Below are 22,449 nucleotides of genomic sequence, written 5' to 3'. Positions count from 1 at the left end.
CAAACTTAACTTACTAATTTTTTATCTTCAATCCACTTATTAAAATCTTCTTTACTCACTGCTTCAACAACAATTGGCATAAATCCATGACCTTGACCACATAGTTCATAACATTGCCCATAATAAATACCGGGCTTTGTAACGTTAAACCATACTTCATTCAGCCTACCTGGTATTGCATCAATTTTTATACCAAAAGCAGGTATTCCCCAGCTATGTATTACATCTCCTGCTGTCACTTGTAAACGAATATTAGTATTGATAGGTAAAATAACGTTATTATCAACAGAGAATAGTTTTAAATCTCTTTCGGTAAGGTCTTCTTTTCCTTTTATATAGCTGTCAAATGAAATACCTTGATATTCTGGGTACTTGTAACTCCAATACCATTGATGACCAATAACTTTTAGTGTTATGTCAGCTTTTGGCACTTTCTCCTGTAGTTTAATTAATTCAGCATTTTTAAAAGCCAATACCCCAACAATAATCGTTGGTATAACAAACCAGATAATTTCTACAAAGATATTATGAGTTATTTTACTGACATTTTTCACTTTGCCCTTACGAAAGCGAAATACTACATAAGCAAGCAGGGCCCATACAAAAAGCATAATTGCAATCATTACACTCATCACAAACGAATGTGACTTAACTACAACCTCCATTATCTCAGTTGCAGGCGCAGGAAATCCAAATTGCCAAGAAGTAGGAGCAGAAGCAATTGATATATTTGAGTAAAACATTATCAATAATGCAAGTAACTTCACCATATTTTTTGCTGTAAAACTAACTGTATAATAATATATATACACTTACTATGCAAACAGAGATTATAGAATTTACACAAGTGTTTTGCTAAATATTGAATCAAAAGTAAATGATGATTAATGTTTTTTTAGCATTTAATAAATATAATAATACGATACTAACTTGAGGAAAAAGCATTTACATGAATCTATTTTAAGTTAAAATATTATAATATTTTAAGTTAAGTATTTACTTTAAGGAAGTTCTATAATAAGTTTAATAGTGTCTGTTATTGCTAATAACCCTCTAGCCTCACACCTAAAAGCAGTAACAGACACTATTAAACTTTAAGTAAGTTTGCCTATTTATAATTCATTGAGGTAAAAATCTTACTAATTCCTTTAATTCTATTATACAGCTGAGTTTACTAATTAACCTTTAATGTTTACGTTAGCATTTGCATCTTAAATCAAAGATTTACATATTGTAGAAAATAATTATAAAATAATACACTACTTGTGTGTAAATTTTTTTGCATATCAAACTCTGTAAACAAATTTTCTAGAAAAGCCAAATAAATTATCTCTCTATGAAAGATCTATCGAATGTTGCAATTATAGGTGTAAACAAGAACGATAAAAGAGTGCGAGATTGAGTAACTATATATACTTCTACTGGCATACCAGGATATAGGTATACGTTTTTAAATTGAGCAAGTTCTGATTTTGGTATCACCACTCGCACTGAATAATAACGCCCCATCCTTGGATCATCAAGAGCATCAGGGGAAATATGGTTTACTATACCGTTAATTAAACTTAAGCGACGTGCACTATAAGCGCTCAGCCTTACTTTAACTTTCAGCCCTTCTAGTCCGTCGATAGAGACTATATTGCTATCTTTCTTTTTTGCTGACAGTATCTCTTCTATGTTTCTGGTTAGAACTTTAGCATCTATTATTAGATCATCATCTGATGGTACTATACTCAGGATTGGGACTCCAGATTGTATAACACCACCTTCAGTGTGGTATCTTATATCTGTAACTATACCATCTTGAGGTGATTTAATTATTGTACGTGCTAACGAATCTTCAGCAACCATCAGCCTCTCTTTTAAGTCTGCAATAGATGTATTAACTTCCTTAAGCTCAGCATTTGCTCTTTCTTGAGCATCATTCTTCACATTTATAATCTCTAACTCATTTTCTCCAATCTTTTGCTGTACTTGAGATATTGCAGAACGGTAATGTCCAACTCTACCCTCAATTTCAGCAAACTGTTTTTCTAAAGCTAAAATGTGTGGTTTGCTTATATGGCCACTATCAAGTAATTGTCTTTTTGTTTCTAACTCCTCAGTTATCAAGTCATATTGCTTATGGGCTGCATTTAGTTGAAAATTTAGCCCTGCTAATTCATCATTTAACTGCTTTATACGTTGTTGCAGTATGTCAGTTTTTCCTAATATACTCTTTCTCTGAGAGTTGAACAACTTTACCTGATTCTTTATCGCTTTATTTACAAGTTCATCGTTAGATAATCTTTTAACCTCATCAGAAAATTCTAGCGTATCTAAGTCTCCCCTGATTGCAATAAGTCTTGCTTCAGTTGCCAAAAGTGATAAGAGTTTTTCTTTAATTATACTCAAATTTGCCTTTTCGTTAACATCACTTAATAAAACTAAAGGCTCATCTTTTTTAACTGCTTGACCTTCTTTTACTAAAATTTTGCTTATTATTCCCCCACCCAAGTGTTGCACTATTTTTCTATTTGAAGAGACAATAACTTCTCCACTTGCATGCACTGCTCCGTCAATTGGAGCTATAGCTGACCAAATACCACCTATTCCAAAAAAGATGAATATCACCACTAAACCAAAAAATAGTGGTCCCCATGTGACTTTTAGGACTTCATTTACGTTATTACTCTCACGTTTAAAAATAAAATTTATCATCGCATCAATCCATGCGAACGTCTTATCCAAAAATTGATATTTCTTCTTTCTATTTCCTGCCCTTTGCATATCTATATCATCACTACCAATTAGGCCTGTCAAAGAAAGTCCAGCACTAAGCTTTTTTAACTTACTCATTATAATACTACTGCGAATTCTTGTTAACCAGGATAACACACAAAAACAAAGAATCTATACCTTAAGTACTTTACTTAGACTACGGAACATCAGAATAAACTATTTAGTAACAATTCTTATACTCCATTCAATGGTTCATCATTAGGCTAGAAAATCAAAAAGGTTTTACAATAACCATAATAACTATAATTATTATTAACACTGTTACTGCTTCGTTTAAAACACGAAAATAAACGTGAGTTTTCTTATTCAAGCCCACTGCAAAATTTTTCCTATGCTTTGCAAGTAGGACATGAATAGCAAACATTAAGAATAATGCTAGCGCTTTTACATGAAACCACCCTTCGCGATATGCTTCCCTAATAATCATTAGCATAATTCCAAAACTAAGGGAGAAAAGCATTGCAGGGTTTATGATATATCTAAGGAGTCTCTTCTCCATTATTTGAAGTAAGCTGTCATTTTCTGACCCTGGTTTTACAGATGCATGATAAACATAAAGCCTTGGCAAATAGAGCATACCTGCCACCCACATAATTACAGAGATAACGTGAAAAGCTTCAAGCCAGTGATAGTAGCCCATATAGATAGTATTATAAAATGTTAAAAATTTCTGGTATGATCTCAATTTAATAAAAGAAAGTCAATATGAAAGCAGGAAATTTCACTAAAGAGCAAGTGATTGGGTTCTACAGAAAAATGCTTCTAATACGCAGATTTGAGGAAAAAGCAGGACAATTATACGGAATGGGATTAATAGGCGGATTCTGTCACTTATCAATAGGGCAAGAAGCAGTTGCAGTTGGGACTCAAGCTGCATCAAAACCTGGTGATGCTTTTATCACAAGCTATAGAGACCATGGCTTAATGCTTGCATGTAATTCTGATCCAAATGTTGTGATGGCAGAACTAAACGGCAAAGAAACAGGGTGTTCAAAAGGTAAAGGTGGCTCCATGCACATATTTGATGTTGAAAAAAATTTCTTTGGTGGACATGGAATAGTAGGTGCACAAGTCCCAATTGGTACAGGAATAGCATTTGCTAATAAATACAAGAAAAAAGATAACGTTGTATTCACATATTTTGGTGACGGTGCTGCAAATCAAGGACAAGTATATGAATCATTTAATATGGCATCTTTGTGGAAGTTACCTGTGGTTTATATCATAGAAAATAACGAATACGCAATGGGAACTTCTGTGCAAAGATCAACTTTAGTAACTGAACTATATAAAAGAGGAGAGAGTTTTGGTATTCCTGGAAAACAAGTTGATGGAATGGATTTTTTCTCTGTCTATGAGGTAACAAGTGAAATAGCTGAGCACGTACGTGGGGGAAAAGGACCTCTCTTGCTTGAAATGAAGACATATCGATATCGTGGCCATTCGATGTCAGATCCTGCTACTTATCGCACAAAAGAAGAAGTTGAAGATATGAAGCAAAATCATGATCCTATAAGTAATTTAAAGCAGTATATGAAAGATAATAAAATAGCTTCTGATGAAGAATGCAAAGCTATTGATAAGGAAATACGAGACTTAGTAAAAAAGTCAGAAGATTTTGCTAAAAGTAGTAAAGAGCCAGAGATTGATGAGCTGTATACTGATGTTTATAAATTTGTTAGCTAATCAGTTGCCATCAAAATTATGTTTTGGCCTACTATAGATATTTTTTGGCAGCACTTAACTTTATTATATAACAGCCTAGTCAATAGAAACTGTAGTAACTCTTATATTATTGATATACACCGCTCTTGGATCATAGGTTAAATGAGTTTTATTTGACTTTTTGTGCTAGTTTGCAGAATATAAAGTTATTAATTGAATAAAATACATGACAAAAGAAAACTGGGAGACAGTAATTGGACTTGAGGTACACGCTCAGGTTTCTTCTAAGACAAAGCTATTTTCTAGTTCACTAACGGAATTTGGCACTGAGCACAATACTCAAGTTTCTCTAGTTGATGCAGCAATGCCAGGTACACTACCAGTATTAAATTATAGCTGCATAGAGCAAGCAATATGCACCGGACTTGCAATTTCTGCAGAAATTAATAAATGCTCTTACTTTGACCGGAAAAATTATTTTTATCCCGATTTACCACAAGGTTACCAAATAACCCAGTTCTTTGAGCCAATAGTTAAAAATGGTAAAGTGTTTATCAATAATAATGAAAAAGAAATAAGAATCGCAAGAATTCACTTAGAGCAAGATGCAGGAAAGAGTATTCATGAAGAAAGCAAAACTTACGTAGATTTAAATCGTGCAGGTGTTGCTTTAATGGAAATTGTTTCAGAGCCAGATCTTCGTTCATCTGCAGAAGCTGCAGAATTCATGAAAAAATTGAGGCAGATTTTGCGTTACATCGGTTCATGTGATGGTGATATGGAAAAGGGGTCACTTCGCTGTGATGCAAATGTTTCTGTTCGCCCAAAGGGTAGTAGCACATTTGGCACTCGTTGTGAAATAAAAAACTTAAATTCAATACGTTATATTGTACAAGCTATAGATTATGAAGCACAAAGGCAGATCAAAATTTTGGAAAGCGGAGGAGAAATAAGTCAAGATACCTTATTGTTTGATGTCACTTTAGGAAAAACAAAAGTGATGAGAAGCAAAGAAGATTCAAGTGACTATAGATATTTCCCTGAACCTGATTTGCTACCTGTTGAAATAAGCCAAGACAAAATTGATTCTATTAAATCATCTTTACCCGAGTTACCAGATCAAAAAAAACTGCGGTACATTAATGAATTAGGTATAAATGAATACGATGCAGACGTTATCACTTCTGATAAAGCAACCGCTGATTACTTTGAGGAATTAATAAAAAAGCATGATTCAAAGATTGCAGTTACCTGGTTAACCGTAGAGCTTTTCGGTCGTTTAAACAAAGCAAATATTGATATTGTTAGCTCCCCAATTAAAGCAGATGCTTTGTCCGAGCTCCTCGACTTTATCGTCGATGGAACGATCTCTGCTAAACTTGGCAAACAAGTTTTTGATATTATGTTTGAAACTGGCAAACCTGCGTCTTTGATTATAGAAGAACAGGACCTCAAGCAAATAACCGATAGAGATCAAATATCGGAAATTATCGACACAATCGTCAATAACAACCAAGATAAAGTTCAAGAATATAAAAGCGGTAAAACAAGATTATACGGATTCTTTGTTGGCGAAGTTATGAAATCCACTAAGGGAAAAGCCAGCCCTGATGTGGTGAATTCAATTTTGAGTGAGAGATTAAGTAATTAGTCACATTTTTTTATTTACATAACAGCACATCTCGTAGATATTCCAAGGTCTTTGTTACGATATCTGTATATCATGACATATAACTTTTTTACCATTTGTTGGTACTGTTTTTAAAATTATGTGAGGTTGAGGATGCCTGAAACTTATCCTGCTTGGGGAAGAAAGCGGTCTCTTCATGGTGATATCTACCAACTAAAGTGGGTAATGCTGCTTCTCAAACGTGCAGTAGATGTTGGATATTCTTTCCGTTTAGCTACAGAAATGGAATCAGCTACGGGTTTTGATGATATTGTTTTTCAGGATAGGAAAAATGAAAAAATAGTACATAGGTTTATACAAAACAAACACAAGCAAAATGAATGCGAAAAAATCGGTGTAGGTAAATTGCTTTCAAAAAATAAAAGTGGTGAATTTAGCGTTCCAAAATATTTTGTTTCCTATCTAAAGATTAAAATTAATCCAGATTTTGCAGATGGTGACCTAAAGGACTTTACTATCTGTACTAATATCGGTTTCGATCTAGCTCAAAGTACAACACAAAATACAATAAAAAAGTTGAAAGCAAAAACTTCGGGACCAAACAAAGGAATAGAAATTGCAGTTGAAGTAATAAGCACTAGTGATATTTTTTTTAAATACGGCGGTACGAGATACAAGTTCTCTTGTACTCACGATAACATGATTTCAATAGTGCAACCGGCATTTAAGAGTGCTGTAAAAGAAGCAATAGAAGAATTGGAAAAGGAGATAAAAGAACTTCAAGGTAAATCAGATCAAAACTCAAAAAGAAAATTGGAAAGAAATCAGGTATGGCAACGTGAGTTTGAGCGAATGACAAATGAAGGCAAGTTAGAAGAGAATATAAGGGAATTTTTTGATAAATTAGTATTTGCAGTAAATCAACCTAACGAGATAAAACTAGCGGAAATCATTGAGAATGAGTTAGGCAAAGAATTTAATAATATCGATAAAAAGAACGTTTATGGTCGCTTTCTGGTAGAAGTTCTGGATTGGATGAAAGCAAGAGAGGGAAAGTTTCTATCACATGAAGAAATAAATGAGTTTTTTGAAAAAATAAGAGAGGAAATTTTAGGAGCGGTATGGTTTGATGTAAGAGGTCCAGTCAGACTATTTACAGGAAGAGATGAGGAATTGGGAATGCTACATGATTCGCTACAACGCAATCCCAAAGGTGCTGTAATTTCATACATAACGTCTATTAGTGGTCCTGGGGGGATGGGAAAAAGCCAGTTAGCTAGAAAATATGCTTGTAAATATAGAAGATATTATGACGACAATGTTATATGGATAGACGCTGAAAACTTTGAAGCTATGAAAGATTCTTTCTTAAGGTTAGCTAGAAATAGATTAGGTATTTCCCCTAAAGATAAGTATGGAAACGACAAAACGATAGAAACTATTGTTAGAGAAGTATATGCTTTCTTCGCAAGAAGGAGGAGCCTGTTCATTTTCGATAACGTTCAAGAGTACAAAAAGATAAGTAAATTTTTGCCATTTTCTTTATCTCCTGATCTTAACAAGCCTCATATTTTGATTACCTCGCATGATCAGGAACTGGAAAAGGGAATAGACGTTATAAAGCTAGGAGAATTGGAACAAAGAGACGCTATAGAGTTTGTTAAAAAAGGATTTAATATACTAAAAAAAGATAAATCGCAAGATCGGGAGATAGAAAATTTGGTAAGAAGGTTGCAATGCTTTCCTTTAGCTATACAACAAGCAATATCATATATCGAAGATCAGAGAATAATAGAGAAGTTTAAAATTAGTGATTACCTAAAAGAGTATGAAAAGAAAGCTAAGAAGTTGCTTAAGTCTAAAATATTTCAAGGAATTGATAATAACTATACTAAAACAACTTTTACAGCTTGGGAAGTTACGATGGATAAAGTAAGAAGTGATGAACAATATGGACCATTAGCTTCAGAGATTTTAGATGTTTTGGCTTATTTTGCACCTGATAAAATCGCTAGAGAAATATTCTTAAATTCGGTAAGTGATTATAAGAAAAAGCAGTTAAAGCTAGCCATCCGTTTACTTGTGAGATATTCCATGGTGGGCGGTGAACAAAACCAAAGTGTATTAAATATCCACAGTCTAGTACAAAAAGTAACAAGATTAAAATTACAAGAGAACCGACAAGAAGAGGAAGTTCTAAGGAAAGCTTTGGAATTGATAAACAGTGGTGGTTTAGCACAAGGTAGTATGAGCCATATTGCATTTGTATGGGGATACGCAAGTACATACGGTAAGTTGATTGATAACTTTTACTTTAACTCATTTTATGTATATGGAGGAACACTGTTTATAAGGAAAAGCACCCCTTTGCACTTGCTTGCTGAAAGTGGTGATTGTAAAGCAATTAGTGCAATAATAACACATATAGAAAAATATTACCCAGGTGAATTGGTAAAAATTGTTAATGTTAAGGACAATCACGGTCAAACTTTGTTGCATATTGCTGCTAAGAGTGGAAATTTGAATGTAATGAAATGTCTAGTCAATAAAGGTGCTAGCACTAATACTAAAGATAAATATGATAATACTCCATTGCATTCAGCTGCTTATTACGCTGGGGAATTGGATATAGTAAAATACCTGATTATTAAAAATAATAACATTAATGCTAAAGGCGAATATGGCAGGACTCCATTACACATTGCTGCTATAAATGGAGATCTAGATATGGTGGAATATCTAATCAAAAGGTATGCTAATATTGACGCTAAAGACAATTGTGGTATGACTCCATTACATTTAGCTGCTGACGTTGGGGAATTGGGTATAGTGGAACACCTAATTAATGAGGATGCTTATGTTGATGCTAGGGACGAACACTACAGAAGCCCATTATTTTTTGCTGCTGAGAATGGAAAATTAAATGTAGTGAAGTGCCTAATTGAAAAAGGTGCTAATGTTAATGCCAAGAATGAATATGGCGAAACAGCGTTACACCGCGTTGTCTATAAAGCCACTTTCAGTGGAGACTTAAGAATAGTGGAGTTTCTAATCAATAAAGGTGCTAATGTTAATGCTAGAGATAGAAATAGTAGAACTCTATTACACTACTCTGCTTTATCTGGAAGCTGCAATATTGCAGAATGCCTTATTCGAGAAGGTGCTAATATTAATGCTAAGGATAAAGATGGCAACACTGCACTACACTTGGCTGTTATTAGGCAAAAGGTTGATATAACGAGGACGCTACTAAAACACAATGCAAACGTTAACGCTAGAAATAATTTAGGGAATACAGTACTGGACTGTGCAGTTGATAACTGCCAAGAACTTGTGGAGTTGCTTTTAACCCATGATGAAAGTGTTGAAGTAGCTTAAGAGAAAATTATTTATCTGTTTATTTTAACGTCCCAAAAATGTTTAACAAAAGTGTGTCAAACTGAATTTTTAGTTTAACTCAATTTTCAATAGATTTCTTGCATAAACAGGTGTCATCCCAGCTGGAACCCAATATCTGGATTCCAGTGTCACGCGCTGGAATGACATCAACTTTTGAATTCGAGTTATGCAAGAAATCCAACATATTAGGAACGACAATATCAGGTTGAGATGTAGTTCATATGTAAAGGTAACCTCTACTTTTCCTCAGCTTTCTTTCTAGGCTCTGTAAACAAAATTTTAAAGAAGCCATATAGTGTAGCTAGAGACATTTTTAGTCAACTGAGTAATTTTGTTCCTCTAGCCTGAGGTCAAAATAAATTTGAATGGGTTTCCCAGTACGTCAACAAGTGCATGAACTTTAGTCGCAAATCCCCGTCCTCAATTAATTTGACCTGCTAACATTTTGTACACAGAGCCTAGCTCTTTTGCTATTTGCTTGACTTGTTTCTTTACATAGCTTCTAATTTAAATTCTGCTGTCTATTCTCTTTCATTCATAACCTTTTGCAAAACGTTTTTGCTTTCTTCTCTGCTGGTCACTATTGCTTATATAAAGCAAGTACAGTACTGAATGATGTTGCAAGCACTCAGTTCGGCAATATTATCGATTTAAGACGAAGTTAAGATTTCGATTTTTTATTCAAACTCTTCTGAAAGTTTTTATACATATTGAAGACATCTTGATAATTTAGGTGAGTGTAAACTTGAGTAGTTTCAAGGCTTGAGTGGCCAAGCAGCTGTTGTATTGATCTTATGTCAATATCTTCCTGAAGCAAATGAGTAGCAAAACTATGGCGAAATGCATGTGGAGATAAAATTTCTGGTAAGTTTAAAAATCTTCTTATTTTTTGCAAACGATTAGCAACATAAGTTCTTCCCAATTTTTTTCCTCTTACCCCGACAAAAAGATGTCCCGCTTCGTCAAAGTGGGGACAAGCTTTTATATATTTTTGTATACACTTTTTTACTACTGGAAGAATAAATACCTGCCTTTGTTTATCTCCCTTACCTGTTACTATTAAACTTTCATTGCTAATATCACTAACCTTAAGATTCAGTGCTTCAGTGATTCTTAAGCCCGTACCATATAGCAGAACGACAATTGCAATTTCTCTTTTTACCACCCAAGGCTCGCCTAGATCAGGCAATTTCATTTCTTTCAATAGAGTTTCTATGTTAGATATTGAAAGTGCTTTAGGTAGAGTTCTTCTCTGAATTGGCCTTGATAAAGAAAATACCGCTTCATTATTTATTTCATAATTGTTTTTTATATATTTGAAAAAATTTCTGATTACTGACAATGCGCGAGTGTTAGATCTCGCATTTACACCTCTTGCATAACGAGAGGTAAACCAACTTCTCAGTTCAGGTATGCTTAATTTTTCTAAAGAGCCAACATTTACTTCTTCACCAATGTGAGTATTTAGGAAACTTATAAGATCCTTGAGGTCCCTCATGTATGACTCCAAAGTGTTTGGTGAGTAAGACCTGTTGTACTTTAGCCAATCATACCATTTTTCAATGATTGAACCGAGGTCCACAGTTACTTTTTAAAGAAAGCATCGATGCACGCATCCCTAAAGGCTTCATTTATATCAGGATGAGAGTGACAAATTCTGTATATATCCTCTGCTGCTGCACCATATGCCATTGCAACCGCTGCTTCATTGATTAGCGTATCAGCGTATGCTCCTATGATATGTACACCGAGTATTGTATCTGCTTTGCTACAAGTCAGAACTTTCACGAATCCCTCAGCATCGTCAGTGACTTTTGCTCTACCGTTTGCAGCAAATTGACATTTACCAACTTTATACTTTCGACCAGCACTTTTTAGTTCTTCTTCAGTTTTACCGATTGAAGAAACTGCAGGGTGGGTGTAAATGACTGACGGTATGATTTCATAATCAACGTGAGGCAATTGCCTTGCTAGTATCTCTGCAACTGCCACCCCTTCTTCCTCAGCTTTGTGAGCAAGCATTGCTCCACCAATCACATCACCAATAGCAAATATTCCTTTTACGTTGGTTTCATAACTATTGTTGACTTTAATAAAGCCACGACTGTCTTTTTCTATTTTTTCAAGACCCTCAGAGCATGGTTTGCGCCCTGCTGCCACCAATACCTTATCCGCCTCTATAGTATTTGTTTGATTATCTTTTACAGAGCAAACTTTCACACTCAAAGAGTTACTACTTTGTTTTATTCCCTCAACTTTAGTGCTAAGTAAAAATTTTATTCCTTGTTTTTGTAGACTAGAAAGTAGAGACTTACTTAATTCTCCATCAATTGCTGCAGCGATTCTGTCAAAAAATTCTACTACAGTGACTTCAGACCCTAGCCTCCTCCATACAGAAGACATTTCAAGCCCTATTGCCCCAGCTCCAATTACAACAAGTTTTTTTGGTACTTCAGTTAAAGACAATGCACCAGTTGATGAAATGATATTTTTCTCATCAATATCAATTCCTGGTAGAGAACTAACATCAGAACCAGTTGCAATTACTATATTTTTTGCCTTCAGTACCTTACCTTCAACTGAAACTTCAAGATTGCCTTGATCAAAAGAAGTAATTTTTCCAAGTCCATTGATCTTAGTAATTTTGTAAAGGTTAAACAGATATTCTATGCCTTTTCCAAGCTCCTGAACTCTAGCGTCTTTATAGCCTATCATTTCTCTCAAATCGAGACTTACATCCTTAACTTTTATGCCAAGTTTTGATAGATTATTTTTCGCGCTAGCATACTGATAAGAGGAATGGAGTAATGCTTTTGATGGTATACACCCAACTCGCAAACACGTGCCACCAAAAATGCTATTTTTGTCTATACAAGCAACTTTGAGTCCAAGTTTTGCAGCAGCAATAGCGCATTTGTAACCACCTGGACCACCACCTATAATAATCAAATCATAATCAGTCATAAAAAACAAACCTATTTTCTAAAGAATAAACACCATTTCCTTCAGTCGTTATATACATCTTACCATGGGTAAATACTGGAGCATGAAACACATTACCGGGTATTTTAATTACCCTTCCTGTACTTTCAGATCCAGGAAAAGCAAATATTGAACCTTTATTACTTGTTACCCAAAGCGTATGGGCATACATAATTGGAACAAACAATTGCACATTCTCTATAAAATCAGATGTCCAAACTGTTTTTCCACTTTGTATGTCGATGCCAATTACCTTATTATCTTTAGTCACCATGAAAATTCTTCCGCCTTCTTTTTGTTTCTCTGCAGGAATAAGAGGGCTATAATATGACTCAATGTTTGATATACTTTTTACTTGTAGTGGCCTTGACCATAAAATATTTCCTGAGTTTACGTCAATGCTATAAATATAAGAGTTGCTCGTAGCTATTAAGATATTATCGTGTACTCTAGGTGTAGTAGTTACATCTGTAAGCTGTGTGTCTAAAAGATTTGTAGCTAATTTTTGGCTCCATAGTTTTTTACCTTCTTCATTAAAAGCTATCAATTCACCATTTGAAAATGGTGCTATTATTTTATCATTGGAGATTGCTGGTGAGATGGAATACAAACCTCGAACCTCATTTATACCATTTTGATAAGCCCAAATGGGTCTGCCATCTTTTATATCAAATACATTTAGATAGTTATCAATAGTCAATGCTACCAACTTATTGTTTATTACTATTGCTTTCCCTCTTGCCGGAGCTCTTAATTCTTTTTCCCATTGAATCTCTCCTGTTTTCGCATCTATTGTGTGTAGAATGTTATCCACTATGAAGAAAACGTTTTCTTTGTAGCTCGATAAACTCATATTACCAATTTTTTTCCTACTTGAGAGGTATAATTTCCAATTTATAACTCTTGGGTTATCGATATCAAAGGAATATAAGGTACCGTGCTTGTCTGGTAAAATAACGCTATTTTCTGTAAGTATTGGAGCTACATATCCTTGAGATAATTTTTTATCTACTAAACTTATTCGTTCGCTTGCCATTGTATAGTTACTATACAATAACATTATCATGACAATTATTATTTTCATTATTTAGTGAAAACAAGATTCATTAATATACATACTAGAAACGTAAATCACAACGAAAATGTTCTTAATTGTGGATCAAAAGCATTAACGTAATGTCATACCATTATGTAAAGATTCTCTTACTGTAATAACTTTTATCAAGTATGGACTAAAAGAAATATCTATAGCTCAAACTAATGCTGTCAGTAATACTACTCCAATATGAAACAGGCAGCATTTTCAGGATGAAAGATATTGTTGTGATGTCATTCATTTGAACTACTCATATCAATTTGAAAAATGTATACTATCTTATGCTATAGTACCTAAAAATAAATGCTCAACATACAAAATAACGCTTCACTTTGCAGGCAATGGATATTCTTGGCAGTACTTGCTCTTGCTTGTTCTGGACTGCTGTCAATAATTGTTATTTTTCTACGATTGCCTTTTATTTCTTCTCTCATTCCTTCTGCACAATATATCTTTGATAATGCACTGGTGATACACGTAAATTTGTCAATTTTGGTATGGATGTGCTCTATAATATCTCTGCTCTTCATCATAAACTTAAAAAACACCAATCATTGGTTTAACTTCTCATGGATTCTCTCAATCCTTTCCATGCTGCTAATGTTTATATCTGCATTTGTTCCAAATACTGAAGTTATCAAAAGTAACTATATACCTGTATTACAAAACAAATTATTTTTACTTGGACTCAGTCTTTTCATTACCAGCATATTGATAAATACAGCTCTAGCCTACATATCAAATAAACAAGACTCATATCTTTCAATCGGACAAATTGGCCTGGTCATTATACTTGTGTCATCATTTCTTTGTGTTGTTTTAGCACATAAAAATATGCCTCCAGGTCTATATCACTCAGACAAGAATTTATTTTATGAATATCTCTTTTGGGGAGGCGGACATTTACTGCAGTTTGCCTTTGCTCAAGCAATGTTTTTAGTTTATTTGATCATACTGAATGCTCGCTATATTAGTCTAAATAAAATTACCATTTTACCACTATTTATAAACACAGTTTTGACCGTAGGTGCGCCGTTTATATACTTTATTTATTCGGCGGATAGTGCTGAATTGATACAGTTTTTTACCTGGCATATGAGAATTGCTGGAGCAGTTCTGCCGTGCTTTTTAACAATATTAGTGTATTGCAACATAAAAACTCTGCTCAATGATAAGGGCAATTATCTTCTTCACTCGTTTGTATTGTTCATTTATGGAGGTGTGCTTGGAGTGCTAACTATTGAAGGAAATGTCACTATTCCTGCGCATTATCATGGTTCTGTAGTTGGTATTACTATAGCTTTTATGAATTTTGTCTACTGGCTGTTACCAAAATTGGGCTGTAAAGAAATAAAAAGCTCCATAGTAAGATTACAGATTTATGCATATAGCTTGGGACATTTTCTCCACATTACTGGACTTGTTTGGCTTGGTGGATATGGTGCCTTAAGAAAAGTTGCAGATCTGCCAAGTATTTCATCAATGTTGGCACGTGCTTGTTTTATTACGGGTGGAGCTATATCAGTTATTGGTGGAATGTTATTCGTAATAATTGTGATTTTACATCTTCTTAAAGGCAAGGCTCGTACCAACTAACCCACAGAAACAAAACTAAAAATTTTAGTGTAAAATTACTATATTTACTTTGTACTATGGCTCAAACAACCTGCTTCAAATTTGGAAAGGCAGTGAAATGAAAAAAACTATATCAAGCTACACTGAATTCTTATTTGCTACTCCTTGTGGTTCTTGTGTTCCATTTACTTGAGAGCTAGGTTTCATTATTAAATCACCAGCTAAGAATGCAGATACTGTTGCTATAACAACGATTAACCACATGTCCAATTTATTTGTATGTTCAAGTGTAATATACACTACTAACCCAACAGCAAGACCAGTACTAGCAGTAGCGATATATGTTGCTTTTTCTTTTAGTTGTTTATTTGCTTCATTTTTGGTTTCTAATATTTTCTTTTCTTGCTGTAACTGCTGGATTTGAGTATTTATTTTTTGTTTCAGTTCATTCGACATTTCACTTTTGAGTTCATTTCTTATTTTATCTTTCAATGTAGTTATTGCCTCTTCTGGGCTTTTTTTATCTTTTAATTCCAGCACGTCTTCAAGCAATTCTACTAAGTCTACTTTTGCTGGGTGAGGCACATAGTATGGATTACTTAGAATATCTATAAGCTCTTTTAAGTTATGAAAGTTAAGCATAATAAACCTCAATACTAAAAATTTATTATGTAATACATTAAAAATTATAAGATCAAGAAAAATTTGTATCATAACAAGGCTAAATTAAATGGCAGACATTAAAATTGCTGTATTTGCTCAATTGTGATAACTTAAAGCTTAAAACTGAGAAATATTTATGTTAGAAGAAAAGTATAGCTTTAGGGAAATTGAAGACAAATACAACATATTATGGGAAGGGAGTAAAGTTTATAAATGGAATGGTGAAAAGGATAATACTTTCACTATAGATACGCCTCCACCAACGATATCTGGAAAGTTGCATATTGGTCATATATTTAGCTATTGCCATACGGACTTTATTGCAAGGTTTCAACGTATGCTGGGGAAAGATGTATTTTATCCAATTGGGTTTGATGATAATGGGCTTCCCACTGAAAGGTTAGTTGAGCAGACCTATAAAACCCGTGCAAAAGAAGTTGGCAGAGAAGAATTTATAGAGATGTGCCATGAAGTTATTGAGAAGTCAAAGCAGGAATTCAAGGAATTGTTTAAATCAGTCGGTATTAGTTATGACTGGAATTTAGAGTATCACACAATTAGTAAAGAAGCTGTGGCACTTTCTCAAATGTCATTCATTGATCTATATAATAAAGAGTATGCATACAAAAAAATGCAACCTATTCTTTGGGACCCAGTCGATAAAACTGCAATTGCACAAGCAGAAATAGAGGATAAAGTCTTTGAGTCATTTTTGAACACGATAGTTTTTTCCACTGAAGAAAATGAGCAGATTAAGATTGCAACTACACGGCCTGAGTTGCTTCCAGCATGTGTTGCAGTTTTTTGCCATCCAGAAGATGCACGCTACACTCAGCTGATTGGAAAAATAGCCGTAGTGCCAATAACAGGAGCAAAAGTTCCAATAATAGCTGATGATAAAGTTAAAATAGATAAAGGTACTGGGCTTGTTATGTGCTGTACGTTTGGTGATGAGCTCGACATATATTGGCAGCAAAAGCATGGTCTGCCGATGAAAATTATTATCGATCAGGATGGTAGGATAAGTCTAGATTCAGTGTATGGTAATAATAGATCCCAGTGTCAAGGCACTGGGATGACAAAGGGGAGTGACATTCCAGTGCTTGACACTGGAATCCAGACATTAGAGGAGACACACGCTCCAGCGCGTGACGCTGGAATCTACGATGAAGTAAATGGCCTAAGAGTTAAAGAAGCAAGAAAGAGAATTATTGAAATCCTAACTGAAAAGGGCCTTTTAATAGAAAGCACTAGCATTTCTCATTCTGTTAAATGTGCTGAAAGATCTGGTGCGCCGCTTGAAATATTACCTACTTATCAATGGTTTGTCAAGACTTTAGAGCAAAAAACTCAAGTATTAGATAAAGTGAGTAAATGTAATTGGCATCCAGAATCTATGCGTAAACGTATAGAGGTGTGGATAGAAGGGCTAAGTTGGGATTGGTGCATCTCAAGACAGCGTTATTTTGGTGTACCATTTCCAGTTTGGTATTCAAAACGTAAGGGAGAAGAAGGCAAAATCATTCTAGCTGAAGTAAAGGATTTACCTGTAGATCCACTCAAAGATTTGCCGAAAGGGTATATTAAAGAAGAAGTTACTTCAGATCAAGATGTGATGGATACTTGGGCAACAAGTGCGATCACTCCTCAATTAAGTGCACTGGCAGTAAACAGTGAGCTCGGTTTACCAAGCCATCGGTATGATAAGATATTTCCTGCAGATCTGCGCAGCCAAAGCCATGAGATAATAAGAACTTGGGCTTTTTATACGATTTTGAAGGCACATTATCATGCAGATTCACTGCCGTGGAAAAATATCATGATTAGTGGTTGGTGTTTGGCTGATGATAAAAAAAAGATGAGTAAATCAAAAGGTAATATCATCACTCCTCATGTAATGCTTGAAACCTATGGAGCTGACGTAGTACGCTATTGGGCAGCAAACTCAAGACTTGGAGTTGACACAGTCTACTCTGAAAATATCTTCAAAATTGGCAAACGACTTGTTACGAAACTTTGGAATGCTAGCAAATTTGTTTCCATGTTTATGGAAAAACATCAAGCATTGAGCATAAATTCCATCAGTGAGACGATGGATAAGTGGATATTGTCCAAATTATATAAAGTGATAGAAAAAACGACGAACAACCTATTACAGTTTGAATACTGCGAAGCTTTGAGCGCAATAGAAGAATTTTTTTGGAAAGATTTTTGTGATAATTACTTAGAGTTAGTTAAAAAACGTGCATATGGAGATGCATTGGACAGCGAGGCAAACATGAGTGCGAAACAGAGTTTGGCATATGTACTCAATATTATTTTGCGGTTATTTGCACCATTTTTGCCATACATTACAGAGGAAATATATCATCAGTTGTATAGTTATAACTCCGTTCACAATAAAAGTAATTGGCCTAACAAGGAAGAACTTATCTATGATAAGTATTCTGAAGAAATGGGAGATAATTTCGTGCAGATATTAAACCTTGTGAGAAAAATAAAAGCAGATAATAACGTATCAGTTAAGCATCTTATACAAAAGTTGATGATAAAAGCGAGTGTAAAAGAGGATGAGTTAAATTATTCTGCTCAGCATGATTTGCAGTCAGTTTGCAATGCTGAAGTGATAGAATGGGTTGAGGGTACAGAAGCAGAGCTTATAACTGAGAATGGAAAATTTACTGTAAGTTTATTGATTGATGTAACTTAGCATTCGTATTACTATACTAATTATTTAGTTGTGAGGTAATAATGATTGGTAATTCATATAATAATAAAATTGAAGAGCAAAAAGATGATTATCATGACTTCATTCAAAGGTTTTTGTTTTTGCTCGGTAAGATAAAAGAAAAGAATAAATCAATTCACACTGCTGTAGCTAGTCTTCACATATTATCTTTTTTAATAAAATACAATGCCAATTTTAATGAAGATGAATTGTATAAAGCCGTTATCCAAGATTTCAATAATGTAAAGGAGGCGAGACTAGAGCTTCAAGATAAGGCTAAAAAAGTATTGAATGGGTATATTGAAAGTGGTGTTGAAACAGTGTCAATATATGGTAGTTGTGCAGAAGTTAAATTGGGAGCTAATAAAAACAAATTCAAAGTCAGTGAGTTTTTGAATAGTAATTTCTGTCAAGATAATGGAATTTCAGGGTTTTCAACTCTGCATAGCAATGGAAAAAATGGAATGCACGGTTTTGTTTCTGAAGAAGGAATAAGGCACTATGTTGTAACTGATAGTGCATACGAAATGACTCTGAATTGGTGTGATGAGGACGGAAAAAAGTGCACTATTATAATTAATATTGATGCTAATGGTATAGAACTTATCGAGCGTAATCGTGTTACTGATGATCAATTGAAAGCAAATAAAGATGTAAAAATAGGTAACTTATTCTTGTATCAAATAAAATTTAGAAATAAGGAGAAAGGCAATCATAAATCATCTGAGATTGTGATAGAAAATAGTAATAGAAATATTAACATTCAAACAACTCAAGAAATTGAGCGTGGCATCAAAAAAGCTCAAATAGGTAGTACTAAAATGCAAGACAAAATTGCACAAGTTGTAGATGAAAGCTTAAACGAAAGAATTAATAAATTGGAAAAAGAAAATACAAGATTAACTGGAAATAATCAAACTATATTAGAACAATTACAGCAAAAAATGAGAGAGGTAGAGGAATTAAATGGAAAGGTAAGGGAAAAAGATGAAGTTTTGGCTGAAGTAACACAAAAACTCAAGCAGCTAAGTGATTCGGTAGAGAGTGAATTTGAGGAGAAAAGAATAGAGAAGGAAAAGTTAAATAAGAAGTTAAGGGAAATGCAAGAAAAGATACAACAGTTAAGTAAAGAAAAGCAAAATTTGGAAGAATATGCTGAAGGTCGAGATGTCAGAGTAAAAAGACTAAAGGATCAAATAAGGAAATCAGAGTACGGACTGGCTGAATCAATGAATGAAAATAAAAGGTTAGAACAAGAACTGAATGATGCTCAAAAAAAGTTAAGTAATAAGGACAATGAAATCCAGAGATTAAAAAATCAATCACATGAATTAGAATCTAAAAAAGTAACAGAATTGATGACATGTTTAGAAAAGAAAGAGAAAAAAATAGCAGAGTTAGAAGCGCAGTTGCAAAAAGAAAGTTCTGAAACTTATGATTTAATACTTAAATCATCGGATTTAGAAGAAGAAAAAAGACGATTACAAGAAAAGTTAAATGAAAAAACTCAAGAAGTGATTAAACTAACTGTAGATTTAGAAGAACTAAGTAAGCAATCGGAAGAGAAAGAAACTAAATATTTCAGTAGGATTAAAGAGTTAGAAAAAACAGTGAAGAGTTGGAAAATTATAGCATCAATCTGGAGGAAGAAAGTCAAATTCAACATGAAAAGTACAAAGAGTTACTATTTGAGAAGCATTCTATAAAAGAAGAAATTTCAGATTTGAATGATCAATCTTCATTAGTTCATCAGAATCGTGTGAGCTTAGCACAAGATTTGGCAAAAAACATGATATATTTGTTCAAAGAGAATGTAAGAGAAGGAGATAAAGTGATTATATCGCAGGAAACTGTATTAGAGATTTTGAATAGATTGGAGGAATTAATCAAGAATGTTGGAGTCAGTGATCAAGAAATAAAAGGAGTAATTGAAGAAATATCTGTACAAACGGGAACGTTCAAAAAAGTGTGTCAAGCCGCATTTTTAGTTCAACTCAATTTTCAATCTATCTGGAAAGAAAATATCAAGTTGAGACATAGTTAAAGCCCAATTAGGGAGAGCCATAATCCACCTTTGCTCTACCTTTTTTATAGCACAATATACCTGTTTGTACAAGGCATTTGTACTAGTAAATGAACCCTTAGTTTTAGTAAATTTCCTGATTTGTCTATGCAACCCCTCAATTGGATTAGTGGTGTAAATCAGCTTCCTAACTGGCCCAGAATACTTAAAATAACTGGATAAGTTTTCCCAATTGTTCTGCCAGGATTTTATAACTAAAGGATACTTTTCTCCCCATTTTTCTTCCAGCTCAAGCAGATAATTCTCAGCAATTTCTTTACTTGAAGCACGATATATTTTTTTCAGATCATTCATGAAAACTTTTACATCTTTACTGGATACATATTTCAGAGAATTTCTTATTTGGTGTACTATACATAGCTGCACTTCTGCACTGGGAAATACACTGTTGATGGCTGCAGGAAAGCTTTTTAGCCCATCTACACATGCAATCAGAATATCTTCTACTCCTCTTTCTTTGAGGTCATTTAAAACTCCCAACCAGAAGTTAGCTCCCTCACTTTCAGCCAGATAAAAACCTAATACTTCTTTTCTGCCATTTTGATTTATACCCAATATATTATACATGCATTTACTTACGCAATGTCCGTCCTCCTTGACCTTAAAAAACATGCCATCCATGAACACTATTGGATACACTGATTGCAATGGACGGCTGCGCCATTCATTGATTATTGGTAGCAGTTTATCAGTAATATTGGATATCTCTGCTGCTGATATTTTATGGTCATATATTTCCTCAACGTGTGAAGCTATGTCTCTGTATCCCATGCCACTGGCGTATGTACTTAAGACCTTTGCTTCAAGTTCTGGATGTAGGCTTGTTTGCCTTTTTTTGACTATTTGCGGTTCAAAGCTTCCTTCTCTGTCTCTTGGTGTTAATAGTTCAAATGAGCCTGAACTTGTACGTAAAGTTTTTGCATTCCTTCCATTTCTTCGGTTATTTTCTTCACTTTTAGCTGACATGTGGCTTTCTATTTCACCTTCCAGACTTGCCTCTAGCAGCCTTTTTATAAACGGTGTTAATGCTCCATCTCTTCCTGTCAATGGTCTTCCTTCTCGTATAGATGACAGGATATTTGTTTCTAATTCTTTATAATCTACCAAACCAGTAGTTCTATTTGCTTGACTCATATCAAACCTCCATTTTTTATATCAATTTATTACTTTTTTTTCGGTTTGACACACTTTTTTGAACATTCCCTAATTGCATCATTTTTTGGTGGCTTTTTTTCATGGTTGTTTGGATCTGATGAACCATCAACTGAATATGATCAAATAATTGCACCAAGTAACTCAGGAGGAGAGGAGCTAACAAACTATCAAGAGGGTGACAATAATATTATATAATAGATTTCTTGCATAACTGGCATTCAAAGGAAAATCAGTTGATGTCATGAAAGTAGCTGACACTGGCACCCAGTTAAATTTACGGAGTATAATGGATTCCAGTGTCAAGCACTGGAATGACAAGAAAGGGAGCACTGACTTGAACATTCCCCTGAACAGATACCTTGATACATTAAAGTTTCTAGGTTTGAGTAGTGAAATCCGATTCAGTGTGAAAATTAGCAAACTCCTTTTTAAGCTGTAGAATAAAATTTTTTATTTTAATGAAAAAATTGCTTCCGCATACTCAAGATGCCATTATAATGATGGTAGAGATATTTAGAGAGCTCAAAATTTATCTTGGTCTGCAGACCTTTTAACCAATTTTTCAATAAAAATTCAGCTACATCTGTTGTGTGTACATTTTGAATCTTTTTTATACAGGAGGATTTTATGTCCAGAATTCCAGATATTTGACCTTTACTTTAGCTAACAACAGGCGCCTGTAGTTTTTAGAA

General features: G+C 34.1%; 14 protein-coding genes and 1 pseudogene. 7 read left to right on the top strand and 8 right to left on the bottom strand.

What is annotated here, in order from left to right; translation table 11 throughout:
- Window positions 1-5: 5 nt before the first annotated feature.
- From coxB to hemJ, 3 genes are all read right to left on the bottom strand, one after another.
- Window positions 6-770: a cytochrome c oxidase subunit II gene (gene coxB / locus OPR35_RS02680; protein ID WP_265024978.1), complete on the bottom strand. Its 765-nt coding sequence runs from the start codon at window positions 768-770 to the stop codon at window positions 6-8.
- A 556-nt stretch (window positions 771-1,326) separates the two neighbouring features.
- Entirely contained in the window at window positions 1,327-2,838 is a 1,512-nt protein-coding gene (locus tag OPR35_RS02675) for an HlyD family type I secretion periplasmic adaptor subunit (protein ID WP_007302760.1), read from the bottom strand.
- A 154-nt stretch (window positions 2,839-2,992) separates the two neighbouring features.
- Window positions 2,993-3,421, bottom strand: a complete 429-nt coding sequence (gene hemJ / locus OPR35_RS02670) for a protoporphyrinogen oxidase HemJ (protein WP_254229658.1) — start codon at window positions 3,419-3,421, stop codon at window positions 2,993-2,995.
- 65 nt (window positions 3,422-3,486) lie between these two features.
- Here hemJ and pdhA point away from each other — a divergent pair, with 65 nt between their 5' ends.
- The 3 genes from pdhA (at window position 3,487) to OPR35_RS02655 (ending at window position 9,454) form a co-directional block, all read left to right on the top strand.
- Window positions 3,487-4,467 carry a pyruvate dehydrogenase (acetyl-transferring) E1 component subunit alpha gene (gene pdhA / locus OPR35_RS02665; protein ID WP_007302758.1) on the top strand — a complete coding sequence of 327 codons (981 nt, stop codon included), beginning with the start codon at window positions 3,487-3,489 and terminating at the stop codon, window positions 4,465-4,467.
- A 205-nt stretch (window positions 4,468-4,672) separates the two neighbouring features.
- Complete coding sequence (gene gatB, locus OPR35_RS02660; RefSeq protein WP_265024977.1) at window positions 4,673-6,097, top strand: Asp-tRNA(Asn)/Glu-tRNA(Gln) amidotransferase subunit GatB; 1,425 nt, start codon at window positions 4,673-4,675, stop codon at window positions 6,095-6,097.
- A 132-nt stretch (window positions 6,098-6,229) separates the two neighbouring features.
- Window positions 6,230-9,454 carry an ankyrin repeat domain-containing protein gene (locus OPR35_RS02655; protein ID WP_230609112.1) on the top strand — a complete coding sequence of 1,075 codons (3,225 nt, stop codon included), beginning with the start codon at window positions 6,230-6,232 and terminating at the stop codon, window positions 9,452-9,454.
- Window positions 9,455-10,136: 682 nt separating this feature from the next.
- Here OPR35_RS02655 and OPR35_RS02650 read toward each other — a convergent pair.
- From OPR35_RS02650 to OPR35_RS02640, 3 genes are read right to left on the bottom strand one after another with little or no spacing between them, the layout of a single operon-like run.
- Window positions 10,137-11,057 (bottom strand): tyrosine-type recombinase/integrase, encoded by a 921-nt coding sequence (locus OPR35_RS02650; protein WP_010401376.1) that lies wholly within the window; start codon window positions 11,055-11,057, stop codon window positions 10,137-10,139.
- 2 nt (window positions 11,058-11,059) lie between these two features.
- Window positions 11,060-12,439, bottom strand: a complete 1,380-nt coding sequence (gene lpdA, locus OPR35_RS02645) for a dihydrolipoyl dehydrogenase (protein WP_265024976.1) — start codon at window positions 12,437-12,439, stop codon at window positions 11,060-11,062.
- Window positions 12,432-13,541: an outer membrane protein assembly factor BamB family protein gene (locus tag OPR35_RS02640; protein WP_265024975.1), complete on the bottom strand. Its 1,110-nt coding sequence runs from the start codon at window positions 13,539-13,541 to the stop codon at window positions 12,432-12,434. The genes lpdA and OPR35_RS02640 overlap by 8 nt, the downstream gene beginning before the upstream one ends.
- A 315-nt stretch (window positions 13,542-13,856) precedes the next feature.
- On the opposite strand from OPR35_RS02640, the gene OPR35_RS02635 reads away from it, so the two are divergent.
- Window positions 13,857-15,149, top strand: coding sequence for a cbb3-type cytochrome c oxidase subunit I (locus OPR35_RS02635; protein ID WP_007302752.1), 1,293 nt, complete (start codon window positions 13,857-13,859; stop codon window positions 15,147-15,149).
- Window positions 15,150-15,266: 117 nt separating this feature from the next.
- Here the strand turns inward: OPR35_RS02635 and OPR35_RS02630 are convergent, their stop codons facing one another.
- Window positions 15,267-15,770, bottom strand: a complete 504-nt coding sequence (locus tag OPR35_RS02630; protein WP_007302751.1) for a hypothetical protein — start codon at window positions 15,768-15,770, stop codon at window positions 15,267-15,269.
- A gap of 157 nt (window positions 15,771-15,927) precedes the next feature.
- Here OPR35_RS02630 and OPR35_RS02625 point away from each other — a divergent pair, with 157 nt between their 5' ends.
- On the top strand, window positions 15,928-18,501 hold the full coding sequence (locus OPR35_RS02625; protein WP_007302750.1) for a valine--tRNA ligase: 2,574 nt from the start codon (window positions 15,928-15,930) through the stop codon (window positions 18,499-18,501).
- A gap of 41 nt (window positions 18,502-18,542) precedes the next feature.
- Window positions 18,543-20,470 (top strand): annotated as a pseudogene (locus tag OPR35_RS02620) (hypothetical protein); the annotation flags it as partial.
- Window positions 20,471-20,503: 33 nt separating this feature from the next.
- On the opposite strand, the gene OPR35_RS02610 reads toward OPR35_RS02620, so the two are convergent.
- A complete protein-coding gene (locus OPR35_RS02610; protein ID WP_265024688.1) occupies window positions 20,504-21,736 on the bottom strand; it encodes an IS256 family transposase in 1,233 nt (410 codons plus the stop codon).
- A gap of 45 nt (window positions 21,737-21,781) precedes the next feature.
- Here OPR35_RS02610 and OPR35_RS02605 point away from each other — a divergent pair, with 45 nt between their 5' ends.
- On the top strand, window positions 21,782-21,952 hold the full coding sequence (locus OPR35_RS02605) for a hypothetical protein (RefSeq protein ID WP_265024972.1): 171 nt from the start codon (window positions 21,782-21,784) through the stop codon (window positions 21,950-21,952).
- The last annotated feature ends 497 nt before the right edge of the window (window positions 21,953-22,449 follow it).

The sequence above is a fragment of the Wolbachia endosymbiont (group B) of Protocalliphora azurea genome (genome assembly GCF_947251865.1).
Lineage (GTDB): Bacteria > Pseudomonadota > Alphaproteobacteria > Rickettsiales > Anaplasmataceae > Wolbachia.
The sequence above is the reverse complement of the archived record's forward strand: the minus strand, read 5'-3'. Positions and strand labels throughout refer to the sequence as shown.